This window comes from Stappia stellulata DSM 5886 (assembly GCF_000423705.1).
Lineage (GTDB): Bacteria > Pseudomonadota > Alphaproteobacteria > Rhizobiales > Stappiaceae > Stappia > Stappia stellulata.
The window spans coordinates 43,625-61,939 of record NZ_AUIM01000011.1; the positions used below are offsets into that span (position 1 = coordinate 43,625).

Annotated in this window: 22 protein-coding genes; 11 read left to right on the plus strand and 11 right to left on the minus strand. The window is 65.2% G+C overall.

Annotated elements, in window-relative coordinates:
- The first annotated feature begins 41 nt into the window (after positions 1-41).
- The gene (gene leuD, locus G572_RS0107655) at positions 42-647 is read left to right on the plus strand and encodes a 3-isopropylmalate dehydratase small subunit (RefSeq protein WP_029057963.1); all 606 of its coding nucleotides are present in this window, start codon (positions 42-44) and stop codon (positions 645-647) included.
- Between the two features lie 75 nt (positions 648-722).
- Here the strand turns inward: leuD and G572_RS0107660 are convergent, their stop codons facing one another.
- A complete protein-coding gene (locus tag G572_RS0107660) occupies positions 723-1,196 on the minus strand; it encodes a MarR family winged helix-turn-helix transcriptional regulator (RefSeq protein ID WP_029057964.1) in 474 nt (157 codons plus the stop codon).
- Positions 1,197-1,341: 145 nt separating this feature from the next.
- Here G572_RS0107660 and G572_RS0107665 point away from each other — a divergent pair, with 145 nt between their 5' ends.
- A complete protein-coding gene (locus G572_RS0107665; RefSeq protein ID WP_029057965.1) occupies positions 1,342-1,764 on the plus strand; it encodes an organic hydroperoxide resistance protein in 423 nt (140 codons plus the stop codon).
- Between the two features lie 14 nt (positions 1,765-1,778).
- Here the strand turns inward: G572_RS0107665 and G572_RS0107670 are convergent, their stop codons facing one another.
- Both G572_RS0107670 and G572_RS0107675 read right to left on the minus strand, forming a co-directional pair.
- On the minus strand, positions 1,779-2,285 hold the full coding sequence (locus G572_RS0107670; protein ID WP_208979063.1) for a cyclic nucleotide-binding domain-containing protein: 507 nt from the start codon (positions 2,283-2,285) through the stop codon (positions 1,779-1,781).
- Positions 2,286-2,404: 119 nt separating this feature from the next.
- A complete protein-coding gene (locus G572_RS0107675) occupies positions 2,405-3,088 on the minus strand; it encodes a response regulator transcription factor (protein WP_029057967.1) in 684 nt (227 codons plus the stop codon).
- Between the two features lie 157 nt (positions 3,089-3,245).
- Here G572_RS0107675 and G572_RS0107680 point away from each other — a divergent pair, with 157 nt between their 5' ends.
- From G572_RS0107680 to G572_RS0107705, 6 genes are all read left to right on the plus strand, one after another.
- Positions 3,246-3,821, plus strand: coding sequence for a L,D-transpeptidase family protein (locus G572_RS0107680; RefSeq protein WP_245566178.1), 576 nt, complete (start codon positions 3,246-3,248; stop codon positions 3,819-3,821).
- Positions 3,822-3,951: 130 nt separating this feature from the next.
- A complete protein-coding gene (locus G572_RS0107685) occupies positions 3,952-4,869 on the plus strand; it encodes a pirin family protein (RefSeq protein ID WP_029057969.1) in 918 nt (305 codons plus the stop codon).
- Between the two features lie 151 nt (positions 4,870-5,020).
- Positions 5,021-5,917 (plus strand): diaminopimelate epimerase, encoded by an 897-nt coding sequence (gene dapF / locus G572_RS0107690; protein WP_245566179.1) that lies wholly within the window; start codon positions 5,021-5,023, stop codon positions 5,915-5,917.
- Positions 5,914-7,200, plus strand: coding sequence for a tRNA (N(6)-L-threonylcarbamoyladenosine(37)-C(2))-methylthiotransferase MtaB (gene mtaB, locus G572_RS0107695; RefSeq protein ID WP_029057971.1), 1,287 nt, complete (start codon positions 5,914-5,916; stop codon positions 7,198-7,200). Before dapF ends, mtaB begins: the two co-directional genes overlap by 4 nt.
- A gap of 4 nt (positions 7,201-7,204) precedes the next feature.
- The gene (gene ftsY / locus G572_RS0107700) at positions 7,205-8,410 is read left to right on the plus strand and encodes a signal recognition particle-docking protein FtsY (RefSeq protein ID WP_029057972.1); all 1,206 of its coding nucleotides are present in this window, start codon (positions 7,205-7,207) and stop codon (positions 8,408-8,410) included.
- A gap of 6 nt (positions 8,411-8,416) precedes the next feature.
- A complete protein-coding gene (locus G572_RS0107705; protein WP_029057973.1) occupies positions 8,417-9,055 on the plus strand; it encodes a septation protein A in 639 nt (212 codons plus the stop codon).
- A 31-nt stretch (positions 9,056-9,086) separates the two neighbouring features.
- Here the strand turns inward: G572_RS0107705 and G572_RS0107710 are convergent, their stop codons facing one another.
- The 3 genes from G572_RS0107710 to yddG all read right to left on the minus strand — a co-directional run bounded on the left by G572_RS0107710 (position 9,087) and on the right by yddG (position 11,217).
- Positions 9,087-9,293, minus strand: a complete 207-nt coding sequence (locus tag G572_RS0107710) for a DUF1737 domain-containing protein (protein WP_029057974.1) — start codon at positions 9,291-9,293, stop codon at positions 9,087-9,089.
- A gap of 27 nt (positions 9,294-9,320) precedes the next feature.
- Positions 9,321-10,214: an HpcH/HpaI aldolase/citrate lyase family protein gene (locus G572_RS0107715; RefSeq protein WP_425423422.1), complete on the minus strand. Its 894-nt coding sequence runs from the start codon at positions 10,212-10,214 to the stop codon at positions 9,321-9,323.
- 76 nt (positions 10,215-10,290) lie between these two features.
- Positions 10,291-11,217, minus strand: coding sequence for an aromatic amino acid exporter YddG (gene yddG, locus G572_RS23020; protein WP_051241977.1), 927 nt, complete (start codon positions 11,215-11,217; stop codon positions 10,291-10,293).
- Positions 11,218-11,496: 279 nt separating this feature from the next.
- Here yddG and G572_RS0107725 point away from each other — a divergent pair, with 279 nt between their 5' ends.
- Complete coding sequence (locus G572_RS0107725; RefSeq protein ID WP_084649992.1) at positions 11,497-12,786, plus strand: HD-GYP domain-containing protein; 1,290 nt, start codon at positions 11,497-11,499, stop codon at positions 12,784-12,786.
- A gap of 87 nt (positions 12,787-12,873) precedes the next feature.
- Positions 12,874-13,335, plus strand: coding sequence for a GNAT family N-acetyltransferase (locus G572_RS0107730; RefSeq protein WP_029057977.1), 462 nt, complete (start codon positions 12,874-12,876; stop codon positions 13,333-13,335).
- A 22-nt stretch (positions 13,336-13,357) separates the two neighbouring features.
- Here G572_RS0107730 and G572_RS23025 read toward each other — a convergent pair whose 3' ends face one another.
- Positions 13,358-14,401 carry a DUF2125 domain-containing protein gene (locus G572_RS23025; RefSeq protein WP_051241981.1) on the minus strand — a complete coding sequence of 348 codons (1,044 nt, stop codon included), beginning with the start codon at positions 14,399-14,401 and terminating at the stop codon, positions 13,358-13,360.
- Between the two features lie 172 nt (positions 14,402-14,573).
- Here G572_RS23025 and G572_RS23030 point away from each other — a divergent pair, with 172 nt between their 5' ends.
- Positions 14,574-15,116 carry a gamma-glutamylcyclotransferase gene (locus G572_RS23030; protein WP_037546220.1) on the plus strand — a complete coding sequence of 181 codons (543 nt, stop codon included), beginning with the start codon at positions 14,574-14,576 and terminating at the stop codon, positions 15,114-15,116.
- Between the two features lie 40 nt (positions 15,117-15,156).
- Here the strand turns inward: G572_RS23030 and G572_RS0107745 are convergent, their stop codons facing one another.
- The 4 genes from G572_RS0107745 to G572_RS23045 all read right to left on the minus strand — a co-directional run bounded on the left by G572_RS0107745 (position 15,157) and on the right by G572_RS23045 (position 18,170).
- Positions 15,157-15,546 (minus strand): hypothetical protein, encoded by a 390-nt coding sequence (locus G572_RS0107745; RefSeq protein WP_029057978.1) that lies wholly within the window; start codon positions 15,544-15,546, stop codon positions 15,157-15,159.
- A 69-nt stretch (positions 15,547-15,615) separates the two neighbouring features.
- On the minus strand, positions 15,616-16,401 hold the full coding sequence (locus G572_RS23035) for a lysophospholipid acyltransferase family protein (RefSeq protein WP_037546222.1): 786 nt from the start codon (positions 16,399-16,401) through the stop codon (positions 15,616-15,618).
- Between the two features lie 94 nt (positions 16,402-16,495).
- Positions 16,496-17,179, minus strand: coding sequence for a YdcF family protein (locus G572_RS23040; RefSeq protein ID WP_084649994.1), 684 nt, complete (start codon positions 17,177-17,179; stop codon positions 16,496-16,498).
- A gap of 151 nt (positions 17,180-17,330) precedes the next feature.
- Positions 17,331-18,170, minus strand: a complete 840-nt coding sequence (locus G572_RS23045) for a phosphatase PAP2 family protein (protein ID WP_051241982.1) — start codon at positions 18,168-18,170, stop codon at positions 17,331-17,333.
- Between the last annotated feature and the right edge of the window lie 145 nt (positions 18,171-18,315).

An 18,315-nucleotide genomic window follows, 5' to 3' on the forward strand; every position in this document is an offset into this window, starting at 1 on the left:
AGCAGGTTCCTTTCTTTCGATCCCCAGGAGATCCCGGAAAAATGGAAAAATTCGACAAGCTGACGGGTGTCGCCGCGCCGTTGCCGATCATCAACATCGACACGGACATGATCATCCCCAAGCAGTTCCTCAAGACAATCAAGCGCACGGGACTGGGCAGCGCGCTGTTCCACGAGATGCGCACCCATGACGACGGTTCGGAAAACCCGGATTTCGTGCTCAACCAGCCGGCCTACAAGGGCGCCAAGATCCTGGTCGCGGGCGACAATTTCGGCTGCGGATCGAGCCGCGAGCATGCCCCCTGGGCGCTGCTCGACTATGGCATCCGCTGCGTGATCTCGACGAGCTTCGCCGACATTTTTTACAATAACTGCTTCAAGAACGGGATCCTGCCGATCGTCGTCAGCGAAGACGACCTGGAAAAGCTGATGGACGACGCCAAGCGCGGCGCCAATGCCACAGTGTCGGTCGATCTGGAAGCGCAGGAAATCCGCGGCCCGGACGGGGGCGTCATCACCTTCGACATCGACCCCTTCCGCAAGCACTGCATGATGAACGGTCTCGACGACATCGGCCTGACCATGGAAAAGGCGCCGTCCATCGACCGCTTCGAGCAGGCAACGGCGGAAACCCGCCCCTGGGCGTAAGGCATCGCAGCCTGCGGAGGCCAAAGCCGCTTCCGGTTTCAAGAATTCGAACGCCCGGCCCCGCGCCGGGCGTTTTCATTGCGGGGGGGCAGACGTCCCGCCAAGCGCACTGCGCAAGGCCTCGAGGTCCGTCTTCAGCGCCCGAAGGTCCAGACCCGACGCCCGGCAGGCCCCGGCGATCTGCAGCGGCACGTCGCGGGCCTGTTCCTTGAGCGCGGCCCCGGCCTGCGTCAACGTCACGAGCACCCGGCGCTCATCCTCGGGATCGCGCCGCCGCGCCACGAGACCGGCCGTTTCCATCCGCTTCAACAGCGGCGTCAGCGTACCGGAATCCAGCATCAACCGCGCGCCAAGCCGTTTCACCGGGACGGTGTCCGTCTCCCAGAGCACCAGCATCGCCAGATATTGCGTGTAGGTGAGACCGAGCGGTGCAAGCACCCGCGCATAGACCCGCCCGAGCGCAAGCGTTGTGGAATGCAGCGCAAAACACAGCTGTCGCGACAGCAGGAGATTGGCGTCGGGGTCGGAATCTGTGGCGCGGGTCGTCATGATAGCGGTGCTCTTTCTCGGATCCTCGAACCGTTCAATCGGGCAGGTCGCCCTCAGCTGTCAAGCTTCGCAAAATCTAATTGTATGCAATTTAATTTTGCGCTATTGAATTTCATTCGCGACATTTCGCAAGGGAGTTTTCAAGATGAGCATTCTCTACAAGGCACATGCCGAGGCCTCCGGCGGCCGCACCGGCACCGCTCACAGCGACGATGGCCGGCTCGACATCACGCTGTCCACGCCCAAGGAACTTGGCGGCGACGGCGGGAAGGGCACCAACCCCGAGCAGCTCTTTGCCGCGGGCTACTCGGCCTGTTTTCTTGGCGCGATGAAATTCGTCGCAGGTCAGGAAAAGGTGACGCTCCCCGACGACCTCTCGGTTGCCGCCGACGTCGGCATCGGCCCGCGCGACGATGGCGGCGGCTTCGGCATCGAGGTCGCCCTGACGATTACGGCTCCGGGAATGGACAAGGCAAACGCGCAGGCGATCGTCGACAAGGCACATGTGGTGTGCCCCTATTCGCACGCGACGCGGGGCAACATTCCGGTGACCCTGACGGTCGGCTGATCGTCAGCCTGTCGTTACGGCTGATCGTCGTCGCGCGCGTGTTCTGCGCGGCGACGCTCGGCGCGAACCTCGACGTTCTCGCGCTCGATCTGCTCCAGCACGGCCCCGACGCGGGACAGCGCCTGCGAGGTTGCAACGAAGGCATTCGTCCGCGCCTCGAACAGGCGGCGCGCGATATCAGGAAATTCCTGCAGCATGCGCTTGAACAGCGCACGGCGGATACGGATGACCTCGGTCGCTCCATTGGCCACCGCCCGTGCCGGGCGTCGGGTCTCCACCAGCAGCGCGGTCTCGCCGATCAGGCATCCGGGTCCGAAGCTATCGAGCACCTCGTCCGACCCGCCTTCGCCTTCCAGGGAAACGGAACCTGTGGCGACGACCAGTCCGCCGTCGGCTCGCTCGCCGGAGATGAAAAGCACCTCCCCGTCCCGGTAGTTCACGTTTTCCGCCGAAAACGCAAGCAGCCGCAATTGCTCGTCCGGAAATTCGGAGAGCAGCGGCACCTGACGTAAAAGATCCATATCCCGAGCGAGACTCATGCCAAGAGCATTACGCCGAAGGCTGCGATTTGCACAAGGGCCGAATGTCGCTCGCCTGCCATGCAAGCCCGGTCCTGCCCATCAAAACCGCTTGGAACATCTCAGGGAACCAGCTTGTAACCGCCCGCTTCGGTCACCAGAAGCTCCGCATTGGAGGGATCGCGCTCGACCTTCTGGCGCAGCCGGTAGATGTGCGTTTCCAGCGTATGGGTGGTGACACCCGAATTGTAGCCCCAGACCTGGGTCAGAAGAACATCGCGGGTGACCGGCTTTTCGCCGGCGCGGTAAAGAAACTTCAGGATCGAGGTTTCCTTCTCCGTCAGCCGGATCTTGCCACCGGATTCGTCGGTCATCAGCTTCTGCGCGGGGCGGAAGGAAAAGCGTCCGATGGAAAAAACGGCGTCCTCGCTCTGCTCGTGCTGGCGCAGATGTGCACGAACCCGCGCCAGCAGCACGGCGAACTTGAACGGTTTGGCGACGTAATCGTTGGCGCCGGCCTCAAGCCCCAGAATCGTATCGGAATCCGTGTCATGCCCGGTCAGCATGATGATCGGCGCCTTGAAGCCCTTCTTGCGCAGAAGCTTCACCGCCTCGCGCCCGTCAATATCGGGCAGCCCGACATCCATCAGCAGCAGGTCGACATGCGCCCCTTCGGCAGCCGCGATACCCTTCGCCGCCGTTTCCGCCTCGAGCGTTTCGAACTCTTCATAAAGCGAGAGCTGTTCGACCAGGGCCTCGCGCAGATCGTTGTCATCGTCGACAATCAGGATCTTGCGTGCGCTCATGGGCTGTCCTTCCGTCACAGGGTCTTGCGGAATCAAATCAATCTTCTTTCACTTAAGCAAGTCCACGCGGTTTCGCGAGCGGCTATTGACCAAAATCGCAAGGCGGGCCAACACAATTGGATCACGCCGGTTTTACCGACCGGTGAACACGCGCCCGATGCGGCCACGGAAAACGACCGAGGAACTGATCGCCATGCCGCCACGCCCGCTCGCGGCCCCACCCCGTCTCCACGTTCGCAGCCTCTCCGCCGAAGCGACGCGCGGCCGCCTGGTCTGCGGATCGCTCGACGTCGCTTGCGCGATCGGGCGCGGCGGCCTCACCCGCGACAAGCGCGAGGGCGACGGCGCCACGCCCGCCGGCCGGTTCGAGCTGCTGACCGTCTACTATCGGCCGGACCGGGGGCAGCGCCCCCGCACCCGGCTCCCGGTCACGGCGCTTCGCCCCTGGATGGGCTGGTGCGACGACCCTGGTCATCCGCGCTACAACCGTCTCGTCCGGTGTCCGTTCGCGGCCTCCCACGAGGCGATGTGGCGCGACGATCCGCTCTATGACATCGTCGTGGTGCTCGACTGCAACCTGCATCCGGCCGTGCCCGGACGCGGCAGCGCGATCTTCTTCCACCTCGCGCGGCCCGGCTACACGCCGACGGAAGGCTGTGTCGCCGTCGCGGAACGCGACATGCGCCTTTTGCTCGAACGCTGCGGGCCGGGATCGGCGATTTTCGTCGATTGAGGCGGAGAGCGTGAACGGTGCGTTGAGACCTTGACGACTGGTGTGACGCCACCGGACGCCTATCTTTGCGGAAACAACAACTGGCGTTGCGCTTTGCCCAGGCTGCGAAGCGAACAGAAAGGGACACCTCATGTCGGTCAGACCCGTCACGCATGTTTCCGCCGCCCAGCCGACGCTGGAAGGCGCCGGCGTCAAGCTGCACCGGGCCTTCGGCTTCGGCGAGCCGACGGCGCATGACCCCTTCCTGCTGTTCGACGACTTCCGCAACGAACATCCGCAGGATTATCAGGCCGGCTTTCCCTGGCATCCGCACCGCGGGATCGAGACGATCACCTATGTGCTGGCGGGAACCGTCGATCATGGCGACAGCCTCGGCAATCGCGGCACGCTGGGGGCGGGCGACATACAGTGGATGACGGCCGGCAGCGGCATCATGCATCAGGAGATGCCACAGGGCGACACCCGCGGACGCATGCACGGCTTCCAGCTCTGGGCAAACCTCCCGTCCTCGCTGAAGATGACCGCGCCGCGCTATCAGGACGTGCCGTCGGGCGAGATCACCGAGATCCTCGACGACGACGGCACGGTCGTCCGGGTGATTTGCGGCGAGTTCCGGGGCAAACGCGGTCCGGTCGACGGGATCGCCGCCGACCCCTGCTATCTCGACATCTCGGTTCCGGCGGGACGCACGAAACGCTTTCCAGTCGACACCTACCGTCAGGCCTTCGCCTATATCTTCGAAGGCTCGGGCAGCTTCCGCGACGCCTCAGCCCCCTCCGGCATCCTGCTGGAAAAGGAAATCGACGGACGCGAGATCCATGTGCGCGACGAAAGCGGGGACCGCACGCTGGTGCGCTTCGGCACCGGCGACGAGGTGACGGTGACGGCCGGCGAGCACGGCCTCCGCTTCCTGCTCGTCTCCGGCGCGCCGATCCGCGAGCCGGTTGCCTGGCACGGGCCGATCGTCATGAACACGCGTCAGGAACTGATCGAGGCGGTCACCGACCTGAAACGCGGCACCTTCATCCGTGAAGGGGCCCGGCGCTGAACCGACCGGGTCGATCTGCAACACGGCGAGAGCGCGCGCGGCACTGGAACCGCGCGCGCTTTTCCGCCATATAGGCGCTGTATACGGTTTCGCTGACACATTCGGCGCGCGAGGCGCGCCACGACAGGCATCTTCGACGATGAACGCGCGCATGCTACCCTTTTTGAAGATGAACGGGCTCGGCAATGATTTCGTTGTCTGGGACGCCCGCAAGGATCCCTTGCGCCTGCCGGTCGAGACGATCCAGGCCATCGGCGACCGTGAGACCGGCATCGGCTTCGACCAGATGATCACGGTGGAAACGAGCCCGGCCGGGGCCGATGCCTTCATGCGCATCCACAACCGTGACGGAAGCGAGGTCGACGCCTGCGGCAACGCCACGCGCTGCGTCGGGCGCCTGCTGATGGAAGAAAGCGGCCGCGACAGCGCGACCATCGAAACCAATGCCGGCCTTCTGATCGCCTTTGCCACCGACGATCCGGCCCGCGTCAGCGTCGACATGGGCGTTCCGAAGTTCGCCTGGAACGAGATCCCGTTGGCGGAAGAGTTTCACGACACACGCGCCATCGAGCTGCAGGTCGGGCCGATCGACGCGCCGGTGCTGCACACGCCGGGCGTGGTCAATGTCGGCAATCCGCATGCCGTTTTCTGGGTCGCCGACCTCGACGCCCATGATCTGGCAGGGGTCGGGCCGCTGCTGGAAAACCACCCGATGTTTCCCGAGCGCGCCAATATTTCCCTTGCCCACGTCTTGTCCGATGACGCAATCGAGATCCGCGTGTGGGAACGCGGCGTCGGCCTGACCCAGGCCTGCGGCACCGCCGCCTGCGCGGTCGCGGTTGCCGCCGCACGAGACCGGCGCACGGGCCGCGGCGTCACGGTGCATCTGCCGGGCGGGCCGCTCCATATCGAATGGCGCGCAAGCGACGATCACATCATCATGACCGGCGCGACCGAGATCGAATACGAAGGCGCCCTGGAGCTGTCCGACCTGACCCACCGCAAGACCGCGCCCGGCGACCGCCCGCATCTGGAGGTGGTATCGTGAGCGTCGACGTCGTGACATTCGGCTGCCGGCTCAATTCCTACGAGTCGGAAGTGATGAAGCGCGAAGCGGAGGCTGCGGGCCTCTCCGACGCGATCCTGATCAACACCTGCGCGGTGACGGCGGAGGCCGTGCGCCAGGCGCGCCAGTCGATCCGCAAGGCGCGGCGGGAAAACCCCGACGCCCGCATCATCGTCACCGGCTGCGCCGCGCAGACGGAAACCGAGACCTTCTCCGGCATGGACGAAGTCGACCTCGTGCTCGGGAATTCCGAAAAGCTGGAGCGCGCCTCCTACGGCCGCGTCGCGCAGTTCGGCATCGACGACAGCGAAAAGGTCCGCGTCAACGACATCATGAGCGTGCGCGAGACCGCCTCGCATCTGATCGACGGACTGGAGGGACGGGCCCGCGCCTTTGTCCAGGTGCAAAACGGCTGCGATCACCGCTGTACCTTTTGCATCATCCCCTTCGGGCGCGGCAACTCGCGCTCCGTGCCGATGGGCGCCGTGGTCGACCAGATCGCCCGCCTCGTCGACAACGGCCACCGCGAGATCGTGCTGACCGGCGTCGACATCACCAGCTACGGCGGCGATTTGCCGGGAACGCCGACGCTGGGGGATCTGTCGCAGAAGATCCTGAAGCATGTCCCCGGCCTCGACCGGCTTCGGCTGTCGTCGATCGATTCCATCGAGGCCGATCCGGCCCTGATGGAGCTGATCGCGAACGAGCCGCGCCTGATGCCGCATCTGCATCTGTCGCTGCAATCGGGCGACGACATGATCCTCAAGCGCATGAAGCGGCGGCACCTGCGCGCCGACACCATCCGCTTCTGCCAGGAGGTGCGCGCGGCGCGTCCCGACGTCGTCTTCGGTGCGGACATCATCGCGGGCTTCCCGACCGAGACCGAGACGATGTTTGAAAACACGCTCGCCATCGTCGACGACTGCGGGCTGACGCATCTGCATGTGTTCCCCTTCTCCGCCCGCCCGGGAACGCCGGCGGCGCGCATGCCGCAACTCGAGCGCGCCCTCGTCAAGGAACGCGCCGCACGGCTGCGCCAGAAGGGTCAGGCGGCTCTGACCGCCCACCTCGACGGCGAAGTCGGCAAGACCCGCGAAATCCTCGTGGAACGCGAGGGCCTTGGCCGCAGCGCGCAATTCACCCAGGTCGAATTCCAGCAGGCGGACGTGCCGGACGTATGCGCCGGCGACCTTGTCACCTTGCGCATCAGCGGGCATACCGGGCGTCACCTTCTCGCGACACCTCTCGACACACAGGCAGCCTGATCGCATGAGCGAAGCAAAACGCGGCCTCTTCGGACGGCTGTTCGGCTCAAAGCCGAGCGAAGCGGTTCCGGAGGAAACGACCGACGACACCGAGCACGCACCGCTTTCCGAGCCGGAAGCCGAGACGCCTGCGCCCGAAGAGCCCGCCGCACGGGGCGCGGCGGCAGACCCCGAGGTCGCAAAGGCGGAAACGCCTGCGGCGCCGGAGGAAGACGTGCCCTCCCAGGCAATAGAAGTCGTTCCGCCCCCCGGGCCGGAGGTGGTCTCCCCGGCTGCCCCGGACGAGAAGCCGAAATCCTGGCTATCGCGGCTGAAGGCCGGCCTGTCGCGCTCGTCGTCCTCGCTGACCGGCGGGATCACCGCGCTTTTCACCAAGCGCAAGCTCGACGCGGCCACGCTGGAGGATCTGGAAGATCTTCTCATCCAGGCCGACCTCGGCGTGGACACGGCCATGGCGATCACCGAGCGCATCGGCGACGGCCGTTTCGACAAGGAAGTCAGCGCCGAAGAAGTCCGCCGGATCCTGGCCGAGGAAGTCGCGAAGGTGCTGGACCCCGTGGCAACGCCGCTCACCATCGACACGGCGCACGCCCCCCATGTCATTCTCGTGGTCGGGGTCAACGGCACCGGCAAGACGACAACCATCGGCAAGCTCGCGGCCAAGCTCCGCGCCGAGGGAAAATCCGTGATGCTCGCCGCCGGCGACACCTTTCGCGCCGCCGCCGTCGAACAGCTCAAGATCTGGGGCGAACGCACCGGCGCGCCCGTCGTCGCGCGCGACACGGGAGCGGATGCGGCCGGGCTCGTTTTCGACGCGATGCGCGAAGCCCGCGCGGCCGCCTGCGACGTGCTTCTGATCGACACCGCGGGGCGCCTGCAGAACCGGGCCGAGCTGATGGCGGAACTGGAAAAGGTCGTGCGCGTCATCCGCAAGCACGACCCGTCGGCGCCGCACAGCGTGCTTTTGACGCTGGATGCCACAACCGGCCAGAATGCGCTGAACCAGGTCGAGATCTTCGGCCGCACGGCCGGCGTCACCGGCCTGGTAATGACCAAGCTCGACGGAACGGCGCGCGGCGGCATTCTTGTCGCCATTGCCGCCAAGCACAAGCTGCCGGTGCATTTCATCGGCGTGGGCGAAGGCGTCGACGATCTCGAAGCCTTCCGCGCGCAGGATTTCGCCGCAGCAATCGCCGGACAGGAGATCTGACAAGGCATGGAATTCGAACATCAGCCCAATGCCGCCGACCGCAAGGAACTCTCGCCGCTGCTCAAGCTGGTTCTCGAGCTCGGGCCCCTGGTGCTGTTCTTTTTCGCCAACGCGCGGGGCGAGGCCGTTATCGAGGCGTTCCCGGTGCTGGCGTCGCTCGGCGACCCGATCTTTCTGGCGACCGCCGTCTTCATGGTGGCGATCACCGCCTCGCTTGCCGTGTCCTATGCGCTGACACGACGCCTTCCGATAATGCCGGTCGTTTCCGGTGTCGTTGTGCTGGTCTTCGGCGCCCTGACGCTCTGGCTGCACGACGAGCTTTTCATCAAGCTCAAGCCGACCATCGTCAACGCGCTGTTCGGCACCATCCTGCTCGGCGGCCTTTTGTTCGGCCGCTCGCTGCTCGGCTATGTCTTCGACAGCGTGTTCCGCATGGACGATGACGGCTGGCGCAAGCTCACGTTCCGCTGGGGGCTGTTTTTCTTTTTTCTGGCCGCGCTGAACGAAGTCGTCTGGCGCAGCTTCTCGACGGATTTCTGGGTGTCCTTCAAGGTATTCGGCGTCATGCCGATCACCATCGCCTTCACCCTGGCGCAGCTGCCGATGATCAACCGGCACACGCTGGAAGACGACGCCGACGCGTGAGACGCGCCGGCCGTCTTCTGTCCTCGAAGCGTCAGTAGTCCGACAGCTTCATGTCGGGCGAATAGGTCATGCCGCCGACGTCCTTGGTCACCGCCTGTCCGCAAACGACGATGCCCTTGCCGGCGTCATAGGTCATGCTCGGCGGACCATGCAGGTCCCAGCCGCTGTTGAGCGCGGCGGTCACGCGGTGGCAGAACGCGCTTTCGTCGGGCCCGGTGAGATAGCGATAGAGTTTCATTGCAATGTTCCTTGTCTGGCGCGCCGATCAGGATGCGCGGGCGGCAATCGCATCCGAGATCGCAACGAGGCGGGCGCCCATGTCCGCGTGAAGCCGCTCTACCATGCGCCCCTCGACCTGTATCGCGCCCTTGTCCGCATTTTCTTCCCTTTCGAATTCCGCGATGATCCGGCGCGCCCAGTCGACCTCCGCCGGCGCGGGTGAAAACGCCGCATTGCAGGGCGCCACCTGCCTGGGGTGAATCAGTGTCTTGCCGTTCATGCCCATGTCCGCGCCTTGCGCGCATTCCGCCTCGAAGCCCGCCGCATCGTCCAGACCGTTGAAGACGCCATCGACGATGTCGATGCCATAGGCCCGAGCCGCCGCGACACACCCCATCAACCAGGACATCATCGGCGCACGGCCAGGCACCAGACGCGCGCCGGTCTCCTTGGCCAGATCGTTGGTTCCCATGACGAAACAGCCGAGCCGGGTCTCCGGGTTGGCGGCGGCCGAGGCGATCTCGCGCGCGTTGAGCATGGCGAGAGGGGTTTCCATCATCGCCCAGATTTCGACCCGTGCGGGAACGCGGGCGCCGTTCAGACGATGCGCGACCCGCTCAAGGTCGGCCGAGGCGGAGACCTTCGGTACCAAAATGGCATCGGGCGCGGCCGCGATCGCCATGGCAAGATCGTCCGCGCCCCAGGGCGTGCCGAGACCATTGATGCGGATCGCCACCTCGCGGTGCCCGTATCCGCCGGCGGCGACGGCATCGCGCACCTGGGCGCGCGCCATCTCCTTGGCGTCGGGTGCGACGGCATCTTCCAGGTCGAGGATCAACGCATCCACATCGAGCGTCTTTGCCTTTTCCAGCGCACGGGCATTGGAGCCCGGCATGTAGAGAACGCTGCGGCGGGGACGAATGGCGGTTTGCGTCATCATGGGTCGTGGCATCCTCTGTCGACTAAAATCCATTCCTTCAGCTTCTGCGCCCGACCCGGTCGAGCGCCAGACGCCTTCATTCCTCTACGCGCTCGCCTGCGGCCACGCCACCCGTCTTTTCGTTGCGCTGGCGAAACAGCATGTCCTTGGCCGCGACGAAGGCGCCGAGCGTCACCAGCACACAAGCCATCGCAACCGTTGGCGTGAAATTGCCGAACCCGAAGGCGATCAGCAAAAGGGTGGAGGAGACCGGCGCCGTGTAGGCAAAGGCGCCCAGCACCTGGATATCGCCGCGCTTGACGCCGATGTCCCAGACGAAAAAGGCAAGCCCGACCGGAAAGGCGCCAAGCCCGAGCACCGCGGACCACTCGCCGACGCCCTGCGGCCAGACGGTCGCCTCGAAAGCCAGATGCGCGACAATCGCCAGCAGGGACGTGCCGAGGCAAAAGCCCGCAACCGCTTCCGTTGGAATCCGCCCGAGCCGGCGCGACAACACCGAATAGCCGGACCAGAACAACGCGGAGGCCACCGCGGCGAGATAGCCGGGCGTTGCGTCGCCCTCAAGCGCAAGCCCGTCACCCCGCAAGATCAGCAGCGCCGCCCCGCCGAGACCGAGCAGCGTTCCCACGACATGCTGGATCTTCAGCCGTTCTCCCGGAAGGAGGGCCGAGAACACCACGATCAACAGCGGCCAGGTGTAGTTGATCAGATTGGCATCGACCGGCGGTGCGTTGCGAATGGCCGTGAAATAGAAGAAGTGAAACCCGAACAGCCCGAGGATCCCGAAGGCGTAGACCTTCGCCGGCTGACGCAACAACGACAGGCGACCGCGCAGGGCCAGCCAGGCCGTGGCGGCAAGGCCGGCGAAGCCGAAACACAGGGCATTGAGCAGAAACGGCGGCACCGCGCCCGACGCAGCGCCGAACAGGCCGAGCGTCGACCACATCAAGACGGCAGTCCCGCCGATCATCGTGGCGCGCAGGCGGTTCACTTGGCTTGGCATGATCGTTTGGGATCCGGCGAAAGAGGCAGGCGGGAGGCGCGAAGAAGGTCCGCCATGCTATCGCCCCGGGCGATCCCGTCAATCGACAGGGAAACCCCTCAAATTCGCGGAGACGACTTCTTAAGCGCTCCATCGTATTTTCATGAAGAGGCTTGGGAAGCCTTGGACAGATGGAGATGTGGTTTGGCACGCAGCCATTATCAGGACAACCGGGATCGCCAGCCCAGCCGGAGCCTTAACCCGGCCGAACTGCTCGGCTCGCTGAGCTACGCACTCGACATGACCGAGGGTCAGCCCGAAGGGCACTGCATCCGCTGTTGCTGGATCGGAACGGCCATCGGCGCGGAACTCGGCCTCGCCGAGACCGAGCGCGCCGATCTCTACTACACGCTTTTGCTCAAGGATCTCGGCTGCAGCAGCAATGCCGCGCGCATCTGCGACCTCTATCTGACCGACGACATTTCCTTCAAGCACGACTTCAAGACCATCGACGGCTCGCTGAGCGCAGCGTTGCGCTTCGTGTTCAAGAAGACCGGCCTGAAATCGGGGTTGAGCGAACGCATCCGCGCTCTTGTCCATGTGGTGCAGAACGGCGGGGAAATCGCGCGCGAGCTGATCGAGACCCGCTGCCACCGCGGTGCCGACATCGCCGCGAAGATGCGCTTTTCCGAGGCCGTCCAGGAGGGGATCCGCGCGCTCGACGAGCATTGGGACGGGTCGGGAAAACCGGAAGGGCTGACCGGCGACGCGATCCCCACATCCGCCAATATCGCCCTGCTGGCTCAGGTCGCCGACGTCTTCTTTCAAGAGCATGGCCGCGCCGAAGCGGAAAAGGAAATCGCCAACCGGGCAGGCACCTGGTTCGCGCCGGACCTGGTCGACGCCTTCCTTGCGGCTTCGCAGCGCCCCGGCTTCTGGGATCGTCTTGCCGCCGATGACCTCGCAAGGGACGTCTTTTCCATGGCCCCGCAATCGACCCAACCTGTGGATGAGGACTATCTCGACGCGGTCGCGGAGGCCTTTTCCGACGTGGTTGACGCAAAGAGCCCCTATACCGCCGATCACTCCGACCGGGTCACGCTCTACACCGACCTGATCGCGGAGGAACTGGGCCTTGACCACGACCATCGCCGCTGGCTTCGCCGCGCCGCGATGCTGCACGACCTGGGAAAGCTCGGCGTCAGCAACCAGGTGCTCGACAAGCCCGGCAAGCTGGACGAGGCGGAATGGGCCAGCATTCGCAGCCACTCCTGGCACAGCGAGCGCATTCTCGAGCGCGTGTCCGCCTTTGCCGACATCGCCCCCGTCGCCGGCGCGCATCACGAGCGGCTGGACGGAAAGGGCTATCCGCACGGCCTGAAGGACGAGGAAATCTGCCTGGAAGCCAGGATCCTTACCGTCGCCGATGTCTTCGATGCGCTTTCGGCGGAACGGCCTTATCGTGCCGCCATGCCGATCCCGCAGGCGCTTGCCATTCTCGACAAGGACACCGGCAGTGCCTTCGATGCGACCTGCGTCGCGGCGCTCAAGGCGGGCCTCGCCCGCCTCGACGCGTCAATTGCCGCGTGACCAGACAGTTGAAATAGCCGGGCTTTTGAGGGCAAGGTGGCGACCCGGTCCACTCCTCCGGCGGACTGTCCTTTTTGCGGAGTTTTCATGAGCAAGATCACCATCAAGTCGCTCGGCCCAGACGATGCGCTCGCCCTGGCACCGCTGATCGCGGAATACGCACAGGCGCTGAAGCGCGGCGCGCCGCGCCGGCCCGACCAGTTTTATGCCGAACGCATTCTCGGCGACCGCGCCGCCGAGGTTATCGGCGCGGAAGTCGACGGAAAGCTTGTCGGCTTCGCGATCTTCTTCGATCTCCCGGAGATCATCACCGGCCTTCGGTCCGGACAGCTCGACGAGATCTACGTGCACCCGGACGCGCGCAACGAGGGCGTCGCCAGACGGATGATCGAGACGCTGGTCAGCGAAGGCGCCAAGCGGTCCTGGACCGAGTTGCGCTGGATCGTCCCGGGCAAGAACGCCCCGGCGGTCGCGCTCTATGAAAAGATCGCGGAGCCGGCCAACTGGAAGGGCTATGTCCTGCCGATCGACCGGACGGCCTCCGCTTAGGCAAAGGCTCGCGGCAGACCGCTCAATACATCGGGGGAAGCGAGGCAATCGGGATCAACCCGACGCGCGCCACCCCCGCATCGAAGCGCAGCGGCACCGTGACCGCCGGCGCGCCGTCGAGCGTCGTCGGCGCGCCGAAGCCGATGAGTGCCCCGGCCAGCGATGTCGGCACGGACGATCCGTCCGGAAAGAAGGGCGCGAGAAGCGCAGGCAGCTTGTCCGCGCCGGAAACGGTCAGCGGCAAGGTGCCGGCAAGCCGGCCCTTGGCGTCGAGGTGCAGGGTCCCCGTGGCCTGCAGGTTCACCCCGGACGCGCTGGCACGCAACGCGCTTACCCGCACGGCCTCGTCCCGACGAAGCAGCGAAATCCAGTCGCCGCGCCCGGCCAGCGCCGCCGCGCCGCCGGCGAGGGTGACATCGGCTGAAATCTCGGCCGTGCCGTCCAGCGCGGGGACCGCGAGCCCGGCAACCCGCAACGCGAAATCGGCATCTTCGACAACACCCGGGTTACGGCGCGCATGAACCGTGGCCCGCGATGCGTTGAGCGCGATGGCCTGATCTCCGGAAATCCCGGAGAGCTTCGGTTCCTCGATGAAGACATCGGCGTTGCGCACACCGGCATCCGACAGTCGGGCGCTGGCTCGAGCGGTCTTCCAATCGGCAGACAGCCGGTCGAACGGCTGCGCGCCCTCGAAGAACCGCGCGGTGGCCGGTCCGTCCGCCTCCACAATCGCATGCCGGGGATTGTAGGCGAGCGCGATGACCCGCAGACCGGAGACCGTGCCGGCGCGCCCCCCTGCGTCACGCGCCTCGAAGGGCCGGCATTCAAGCTCGAAACGGAATGGATATCCGCCAAGTCCCTGCTCCCCGCAGACCAGCGCCCCACCCTCGGCCTGCGCCACCTCGTAGGTGTTGCGCAGGATATCCACCGCCATGCCGCGCGCCACCGTCCAGTAGGCCGACCACAGCGCGATGACCAGCAGGACCAGCGAGATCAGGATCCAGAAACGGCGACGCGACCGTGGTGGCGTGCTTTGTGAAGGCGAAGGGGCCGGCGTATCGGTCATGGGATCCTCATTGGAGCGGCGATGCAGCCTGTAAGCACGCTCTCATGTCGGTTTCAAGGCCCGTGACGTCGCACAGGCGGCTCCTCCCGCCCTCAACGGAGGTTTCCCCCATCACGACGGTTGCCAGCCGCGCCCGCCATTGCTACCCCCGACCTGCAACAGGAAAAGCGCAATGGACGATCTTTGGGTGTTCGGCTACGGCTCGCTGATGTGGCGACCGGGCTTCGTCTACGAGGAAGCGGTTCCGGGGGTGCTGCATGGCGCGCACCGCTCGCTTTGCATCTATTCCTGGGTCCATCGCGGGACCCAGGAACGGCCGGGTCTCGTGCTGGGTCTCGACCGGGGCGGCGCCTGTCGCGGCATGGCCTTTCGCGTGGCCGGGCATCGGCGAGCGGAGGTGATCGCCTACCTGCGCGCCCGCGAGCAGGCAACGCTGGTTTATCTGGAAGCCGAACGCCGCGTTCGACTTGCGGAGACCGCAAGACGCCTTGTGCCGGCGGTGACCTATCTGGTGGACCGCACCCACGAACAATATGCCGGGGTGCTGCCGCTGGAGCGCCAGGTCGACATCGTGAAGGGCGCCGTCGGACAATCCGGCGCCAATCCCGACTACGTTCTGAACACGGTTTCGCATCTGCGGGAGCTGAACATCCACGATGCCGGACTGGAAGCATTGAGCGCGCATCTCGCCGATCCGGCGGTCCAGGCGGGCTGAACCGGGCGCCCGGCATTCGCCGTGTCGCTTTTGCGGCCGGTCAGCTTTCGCAGTCGGAAGCGAACAGTCCGGCGAGATCATCGAGAACCAGGCGGCGCTTTGCGGCATCGCCGGCAAGAAGATGAACCAGAGCCGTGCGCCCCGCCAGATCGCGGTTGGTGAGGCGGGCGCCGCGGCGCTTGCCGTCCCGGTCGATTTCGCCGATCCAGGGCTTCTTCGTCCGCCCGCCGCGCCCGACGTCCGGGCCCATCACCACGATCGCGCAAGGGTAGTCGGCCAGACGGTCCGCCGGCACGGTCGAAAACAGATAGCGCTTGCCCGAACGCCCAAGCAGATAGCGATACTGGTCTGTCAGCCCGAGTTCGGCCGCCGCCCGCGGCGCATCCGCGCAGGCCGTGTCGAAGGTCGATGGACTGGATCGCCTGATCATTCACGATAAATAGAACGGAGCAAGAACGAAATCCAGACCCTACGGCAGGAAAACGCACCGTCGGGGCGGTCAGTCGAAAGACTTGCCCCGTGCCGCCCAGCGCGCGCGCACGCGCTCCAGGACCGGAAGATCCCGGCCGCTGTGCGCCGCCTCCAGGATCAGCCGGTCCGACGCGGTCTCAATGTCCTCCACCAGTCTGGCATGGGCGCGCTCCAGCGGTTGCCCCGGCTCGATCACCGGCAGAAATTCAGCCACGACCGTGCCGGGATAGATCTTCCAGCCACGGCGCGGCCAATAGACGCCGGAATTCAGGGCAACGGGCAAAACGGGACAGGCAAGCGACTTGTAGAGATGCGACACGCCGTATTTGTAACGCGGCTCCTCGCCGGCTCCGCGCCGCGTTCCCTCCGGAAAGATCAGGATCTGGCGGCCTTCCGCGATGGCTGTGCGGGCATTGTCCGTGAGCAGGGCAAGCGCAACGGAACGCTTGCCGCGATCGACCGGGATCTGGCGGAATTTCGCCGTGTACCATCCAAACAGCGGAATGTAGCGAAGCTCGCGCTTCAACACATAGGTCGGCGAGCGAAACAGCGGCAGGATGGCGAAGGTCTCCCAGGCCGACTGATGCTTGGCAGCGACGATGCAGCCGCCTTCGGGAATGTTTTCCAGTCCGCGGAACTCCAGCTTCAGACCGGCAACCCAGCGCAACAGAAACAGACTGACGCGCGCCCACAGCGGCACGACGGGCCACCCCCACCGCGCGGGCAGGAGGAAGACCGGAGATGCCAGGACCATCAGCACCACGGTGGACACATAAAACAGCACCTGGAAGACCAGCGAGCGAATGAGGATCATGACACGGATACCGTCGTGCAACAGGGATTGCGGAAAGACAGCGTACGGCGCCGCCTGACAGGATGAGCCCCGGCCGGGGCGTTGTCCGGCAGGCTCATGGCGCGGCGCTGCCCATGGCCGAGATGCGGACCCACGCAAACATGTACTTCATGTATTCGCGAGCGAGAAGCAGCGACACGCCCGCATGCCGGAACCAGCTGGTCAATTCGAGATCGACGCCCTGCACGGGAACGGCGACGAGTGTCGTGTCCGGCATCACCGACCTGAGTTCAAGCAACGCCCGGGGCATGTGATAGGCACTGGTCACAACGATCACGCTCGAAAACGCGTTGGAGCGAACCCATTTCGCCGTCTCGGCCGCATTTTCCAGCGTGTTGTTGGCGTTGCGGTCGAGGTCGATGCAACAGGCGAACAGCGCGAGGTCGCTCTCGGTGCGGCGCACGATCTGCTTCGGCGTCGTATCGGGATGCACACCGGAGATCAGCAATCGGCCGGCGCGCCCGTCGTCAAGCAGCATCAACGCCTTTTTCACCCGCTCGCTGCCGCCGGTAAGAACGACGATGGCATCCGCGCTTGCCGAGGTGTCTTCCGTGTAACGTGTCACCGTGTTGGCGAACTTCAGGAAACCGCCGACCAGAAAGCCGAGACAGACGACCGCGACAAACACCGTCGCAACGAGGGCGATCCGACGGCGTTTTCGCGCAGACGCGGCACGCGCGGCCGCGAAAGCGGCATCACCGGAAGCGTCCTGCGGAGCGTCGGGGTCGTTCTGATCCATCGTACCAAGTTGTTTCATATTCATACTACAGTATCAGAAATTCCGGCCGCGTCCGGCCAGGCAGACCCGCAAACAACGCCCGACACATTCGATCCGGACGGTTTTCCACCGCCGAGTTCCCGACGGGCCGCCGTGCCCCGCTTTCAAGAACCTACCGAAACATTGCGGCAAATCGCCGGCCGGCCATTGCGCTTCGGCGCCATGAGCCGGCACAAAAACGGCGCAGACCAACCGCAATACCGGCGAACCCGCGCCGCAACCTGGCTTCCCTGAGAAGCTCCGGCGGCGAACGGTAGAACAGGTGATACAGGCCCAGGATCACCAGAAACGTAAGCCCCCAGGAGAGCAGCGTGTCGGAGAGAAAATGCCCTCCGAAGGCAACGCGATTGGCTGACAGCACAAGGCAGAGCGGCAGGACGACCCACAGAATGCCCGCACGCCAGCGCGGTGGCGCAAGCAACGCCAGCGTGACCAGCCAGAAACTCGACGACGCCTCTCCCGAGACAAAGGAACAGTTCCGCGCGCAATAATTGGAGATGCGCCAGACCTCCACATAGGGGGCGTCGCCGCCGAAAAGGTCCACCGCATTGGGGCGCGGGCGCCCCCAGTTGTTCTTGAAGACCGCGTTCACCAGGACGCCCGGACCGAGCGCGAGCGTCGACAGGAGAAACAGCGGCGCACGCAACGACACCAGGTCTGGCAGACGCGGAAAGATCGCGGCGGCGACCAGAACGACAAGCGAGCCTCCCGCCACCAGCTTGACCAGAAAAGGTCCGAGTTCGCGCAGCCGCATGAAAAACGGATCCGATGCCGCGCGGAAGCCGGCTTGCGCATCGTAGAAGAGCCCGGTCGCCGCCTGATCGACCTGCGGAAAGGCCAGAAAAAAGACCGAAACCACGGCGATATAGGCGAATGTTGCGGCAAGAAGCCGGCGAAACACGACGGGCTCGGCGAGGGGGTCGCGTGTCGGGGGCGGGGAAGAGGCGGACATTGACGTTTCTGGTTTCCCTGGCAAGGTTTCGCCCGGTTATACCTGTCGATCGAACGCTGTCCACCGGGCGCGCGTTGCCGACAGCCGATTTCAGACCCCGAAAAGAACGACCCGCCAGGACGCGACCATGACCGCGCAGCGCGGC

What these genes read in the sequence shown, in the direction of transcription:
- G572_RS23045 (WP_051241982.1), bottom strand. Translation starts at nt 18,170, where the DNA reads ATGTCCGCCTCTTCCCCGCCCCCGACACGCGACCCCCTCGCCGAGCCC.
- G572_RS0107675 (WP_029057967.1), bottom strand. Translation starts at nt 3,088, where the DNA reads ATGAGCGCACGCAAGATCCTGATTGTCGACGATGACAACGATCTGCGC.
- yddG (WP_051241977.1), bottom strand. Translation starts at nt 11,217, where the DNA reads ATGCCAAGCCAAGTGAACCGCCTGCGCGCCACGATGATCGGCGGGACT.
- G572_RS0107670 (WP_208979063.1), bottom strand. Translation starts at nt 2,285, where the DNA reads ATGGATCTTTTACGTCAGGTGCCGCTGCTCTCCGAATTTCCGGACGAG.
- ftsY (WP_029057972.1), top strand. Translation starts at nt 7,205, where the DNA reads ATGAGCGAAGCAAAACGCGGCCTCTTCGGACGGCTGTTCGGCTCAAAG.
- G572_RS0107680 (WP_245566178.1), top strand. Translation starts at nt 3,246, where the DNA reads ATGCGGCCACGGAAAACGACCGAGGAACTGATCGCCATGCCGCCACGC.
- G572_RS0107705 (WP_029057973.1), top strand. Translation starts at nt 8,417, where the DNA reads ATGGAATTCGAACATCAGCCCAATGCCGCCGACCGCAAGGAACTCTCG.
- G572_RS23040 (WP_084649994.1), bottom strand. Translation starts at nt 17,179, where the DNA reads ATGGATCAGAACGACCCCGACGCTCCGCAGGACGCTTCCGGTGATGCC.
- leuD (WP_029057963.1), top strand. Translation starts at nt 42, where the DNA reads ATGGAAAAATTCGACAAGCTGACGGGTGTCGCCGCGCCGTTGCCGATC.
- G572_RS0107665 (WP_029057965.1), top strand. Translation starts at nt 1,342, where the DNA reads ATGAGCATTCTCTACAAGGCACATGCCGAGGCCTCCGGCGGCCGCACC.
- G572_RS23035 (WP_037546222.1), bottom strand. Translation starts at nt 16,401, where the DNA reads ATGATCCTCATTCGCTCGCTGGTCTTCCAGGTGCTGTTTTATGTGTCC.
- G572_RS0107710 (WP_029057974.1), bottom strand. Translation starts at nt 9,293, where the DNA reads ATGAAACTCTATCGCTATCTCACCGGGCCCGACGAAAGCGCGTTCTGC.
- G572_RS0107685 (WP_029057969.1), top strand. Translation starts at nt 3,952, where the DNA reads ATGTCGGTCAGACCCGTCACGCATGTTTCCGCCGCCCAGCCGACGCTG.
- G572_RS0107715 (WP_425423422.1), bottom strand. Translation starts at nt 10,214, where the DNA reads ATGATGACGCAAACCGCCATTCGTCCCCGCCGCAGCGTTCTCTACATG.
- G572_RS23025 (WP_051241981.1), bottom strand. Translation starts at nt 14,401, where the DNA reads ATGACCGATACGCCGGCCCCTTCGCCTTCACAAAGCACGCCACCACGG.
- G572_RS23030 (WP_037546220.1), top strand. Translation starts at nt 14,574, where the DNA reads ATGGACGATCTTTGGGTGTTCGGCTACGGCTCGCTGATGTGGCGACCG.
- G572_RS0107730 (WP_029057977.1), top strand. Translation starts at nt 12,874, where the DNA reads ATGAGCAAGATCACCATCAAGTCGCTCGGCCCAGACGATGCGCTCGCC.
- G572_RS0107660 (WP_029057964.1), bottom strand. Translation starts at nt 1,196, where the DNA reads ATGACGACCCGCGCCACAGATTCCGACCCCGACGCCAATCTCCTGCTG.
- G572_RS0107745 (WP_029057978.1), bottom strand. Translation starts at nt 15,546, where the DNA reads ATGATCAGGCGATCCAGTCCATCGACCTTCGACACGGCCTGCGCGGAT.
- G572_RS0107725 (WP_084649992.1), top strand. Translation starts at nt 11,497, where the DNA reads ATGACCGAGGGTCAGCCCGAAGGGCACTGCATCCGCTGTTGCTGGATC.
- dapF (WP_245566179.1), top strand. Translation starts at nt 5,021, where the DNA reads ATGCTACCCTTTTTGAAGATGAACGGGCTCGGCAATGATTTCGTTGTC.